Below are 3095 nucleotides of genomic sequence, written 5' to 3'. Positions count from 1 at the left end.
TGGCCTTGCGGCCCGTGATCTGGCCGGTAAGCAGAACACAACGCCGCGTTGGGCTGAAGCCGGGGCAGGAAGGGCAAGGGACGTCGGGGATTGCGGCATGAACTGCGGGCATGAACTGCTGCCTGGGTTGCGGCGTGGTTCGCTGAATTTCATATGTTTTTCATGTGAAATATGAAGGAGAACGAACATGATTCACCATCTTGCTTTCCTCTCGCGGACGGCATAAATGGGGGCATGCAGAGGAACAGATTTTTCAGCCCTCTTACGTGGCCCGTATTTTCCTTTCTGGCGGTTATTGTCGTGGGCGCAGTTCTGCTGCACATGCCTGTGAGCCTGCAGGAAGGCCAAAGGCTCAGCCCCATTGATGCGGCCTTTCTCGCCACGTCGGCTGTTTGCGTTACCGGGCTGACGCCTGTGGACATCAGCGTGGCGCTCAGCCCCGCCGGTGTGATGGTGCTGCTTTTTCTCGTGCAGTTGGGCGGCCTTGGCGTCATGACCTATACAAGCATCATTTTTTTGCTCTGGCGAAACTCCGTACCCTTTACCAGCCGGGAGGCCGTGAGCCAGGCGCTGCTTGGCGACGACTTTAACCTCAAGGGCTTTCTTTTGCAGGTGCTGGCGCTGGTATTCAGCATCGAGTTTGTCACGGCTCTGCTGCTCTATTGGCATGACCCCGTGTTTTTTCATCCTATCAGTGCGGCGTTTCATGCTGTTTCGGCCTTCTGTAACGCGGGTTTTTCGCTCAGTCCCAACAGTCTCATGAATTTTCGGGACGATGTGGCGGTCAACGGCATCATTGCGGCCAGCGTTTTTCTGGGCAGCATCGGCTTTGGCGTGCTGCGCGAAGCCCTGGGCATCATTTCCGGCGGGCGCATGGGCGTTCCCGTGCGCAAGTTCAGCCGCTTCAGCCGCCTTGTGCTCAAGACAACGGTTTTTCTTATTGTGGTCGGAGCGACGGTGGGATTTGTGATCGAATTCTGGCGGGTGGGCAACGAGCATGCGCTTGGCGACGGCTTTGATCTGGCCCTTACGGCGTTTTTTCAGGCTGCGGTGGCTCGCACGGCCGGTTTTAATACCGTCAATATGAGCAGCCTGAGTGAGGCCACTCTGCTGGTGCTCATGGCGCTCATGTTTGTGGGCGGCGGCCCGGGGTCTTGTGCCGGGGGCATCAAGGTTGTGACCTTCAGGGTGCTGGTGGGCTATATTGCCGCCCAGTTCCGGGGCGACAGGCAGATCGTGCTGGAGGGCAGGGGCGTACCGGCAGAAAACGTAAGCCGCGCGCTGACCCTGTTTTTCTTCTATTCCATGCTGGTGGGGATTTCCACGTTTCTGCTCAGCATTACGGAGTACGGCATACTGCACGGCACCGGCGGCGAAGGGCCGTCCTTTCTGCGCATCCTGTTTGAAGAGGTCTCGGCCCTTGGCACAGTGGGGCTTTCAATGAACCTGACCCCGGAGCTGAGCGCCGAGGGCAAGGGCGTTATTATCGTAAACATGTTTGCCGGGCGCGTGGGGCTGCTGAGCTTGCTCATGGCGGTGCAGAGCCTCCAGCCGCGCAAGGCGTATACCGTGGCGGAAACGCAACTGCCCATCGGCTAGAGCAGATTAACTTTGAGAATATACATTCTCAAAGTTTAAGGCACGCTCACTTCGGCGTTTAACCGCGCAGATAAACTGCGCTTACGCCTCCGTAGCGAACGTCTGCTCACGCAGCCGCCAGAGCAATTTCAAAGTGAAATTGCTCTAACCGCTGGTTGCGAAAAGTGGTTCAAGGGCTTTTTATATGTATAGTTGCGCTGGAAAGGGCGCTGCCTTCGGCCTGAAGGCGCAGCGGTTTTTTCGGTGTTACCTAAACCGTTTTTTGTCCCTGACACAATGCTGCGCAGTAGAGAGCAGCAGTCGGGTTTTTCCCGGCATGCCCGGCGAGGCTCCGGCCTTGCCCGGTCTTTGCGGCGGAGGGGTTCCCCGGCGCTTGCGGCCCGGATACAGCACGGAGAAAGAAAGAGATGGCGGAAAAGAAGCTGGAAATAGGCGTTATCGGCCTGGGCAAATTTGGCCTGCGCATGGCGACCACCCTTGTTTCACTGGGACACACGGTGGTAGGCATAGACATGTCCGATGCGCGGGTGCAGCGGGCCGAGGATGCGCTGGAGTCCGTTTACAAGGCCGATGCCACCAATATTGCCGTGCTGCGTTCATTGCATGTGCAGGATCTGGACTGGGTGGTCATCAGCGTGGGTGAAAGCGTGGAGCAGTCACTCAGCATCACTCTCAACGTGCAGGAACTGGGCGGTCCCAAAATATGGGTCAAGGCGTCCAATGAGGAACACCGCAAGATTCTGCAGCGGTTGCGCGTCAATCGCGCTCTGGTTCCCGAGATGGAGGCCGCCGTCATGGCCGCCCATCAGCTCACCTATCCGGGCATGCTGGACCTTATCCCCAAGTACGGGGGCATCGCCATTCAGGAACTGAAGGTGGACGAATGGCACGGCAAAACGCTGGTGGAGCTTAACCTCATGCAGCGTTTCAATATTATGGTGCTGGGCATTCGTCCCGTGGGGGAGCACTCTTTCAACTTTGTTCCTCCGGCCATGACCGTGCTGAATAAGGGTGATACCATTGTGGTGGCGGGCAGGGCCAATTCCATGAAAGACCTGAATCCCTAAGAGCATTTGACACTTGAAATGCGAGCAGGCGGGCTTTTGCCTGCCTGCTTGTATTTCATGGCAGGGATTTTCCTGAAAATTCTTGCAGAACAGGCAAATTATTCACTCGTAAACGCCCGTGGAACAGATGAACCTGGAGAACATGCATTCTCAAAGTTAATCTGGTCTAGCTGTCGCCTTGTGCCGGATCTTCGCCGGGCAAGGCCCACCAGGGCAGATTGCGCCATGCCCGGTCCAGGGCCTTTTCGCATCCGGGCCAGTCCGGGGAATAGCGGGTCAACTCCGCCCTGTAGGCCTGGGAGTGATTCATGTGGCGCAGATGGCACAGTTCGTGCCAGCACAGGTGCTCCAGAAGGGGAAGCGGCAGCAGCAACGCCCGCCAGTTGAGGCTTATGCGTCCTGCTGGGCCAGCCTCGCAGGTGACGGGCA

The 3095-nt window shown here is 57.6% G+C and carries 3 protein-coding genes; 2 read left to right on the top strand and 1 reads right to left on the bottom strand.

The window, feature by feature from the left end; translation table 11 throughout:
* The first annotated feature begins 234 nt into the window (after window positions 1–234).
* Both V6C07_RS04105 and V6C07_RS04100 read left to right on the top strand, forming a co-directional pair.
* Window positions 235–1599 (top strand): TrkH family potassium uptake protein, encoded by a 1365-nt coding sequence (locus V6C07_RS04105; RefSeq protein WP_333535092.1) that lies wholly within the window; start codon window positions 235–237, stop codon window positions 1597–1599.
* A 407-nt stretch (window positions 1600–2006) separates the two neighbouring features.
* Window positions 2007–2666 (top strand): potassium channel family protein, encoded by a 660-nt coding sequence (locus V6C07_RS04100; RefSeq protein WP_333535090.1) that lies wholly within the window; start codon window positions 2007–2009, stop codon window positions 2664–2666.
* Window positions 2667–2832: 166 nt separating this feature from the next.
* On the opposite strand, the gene V6C07_RS04095 is transcribed toward V6C07_RS04100, so the two are convergent.
* Window positions 2833–3095 (bottom strand): M48 family metallopeptidase (locus tag V6C07_RS04095; protein ID WP_333535089.1); only part of this gene is annotated, 263 nt, incomplete at its 5' end.

The organism is Desulfovibrio sp. 1214_IL3152, from assembly GCF_036763055.1.
Taxonomy (GTDB): domain Bacteria; phylum Desulfobacterota; class Desulfovibrionia; order Desulfovibrionales; family Desulfovibrionaceae; genus Desulfovibrio.
Note: the sequence above shows the minus strand (reverse complement) of the source record. Positions and strands in the feature narration are given on the sequence as shown.

Bases quoted from the DNA above. Each gene is read 5' to 3' on its own strand.
- V6C07_RS04105 (WP_333535092.1), top strand. From the start codon at position 235: ATGCAGAGGAACAGATTTTTCAGCCCTCTTACGTGGCCCGTATTTTCC.
- V6C07_RS04100 (WP_333535090.1), top strand. From the start codon at position 2,007: ATGGCGGAAAAGAAGCTGGAAATAGGCGTTATCGGCCTGGGCAAATTT.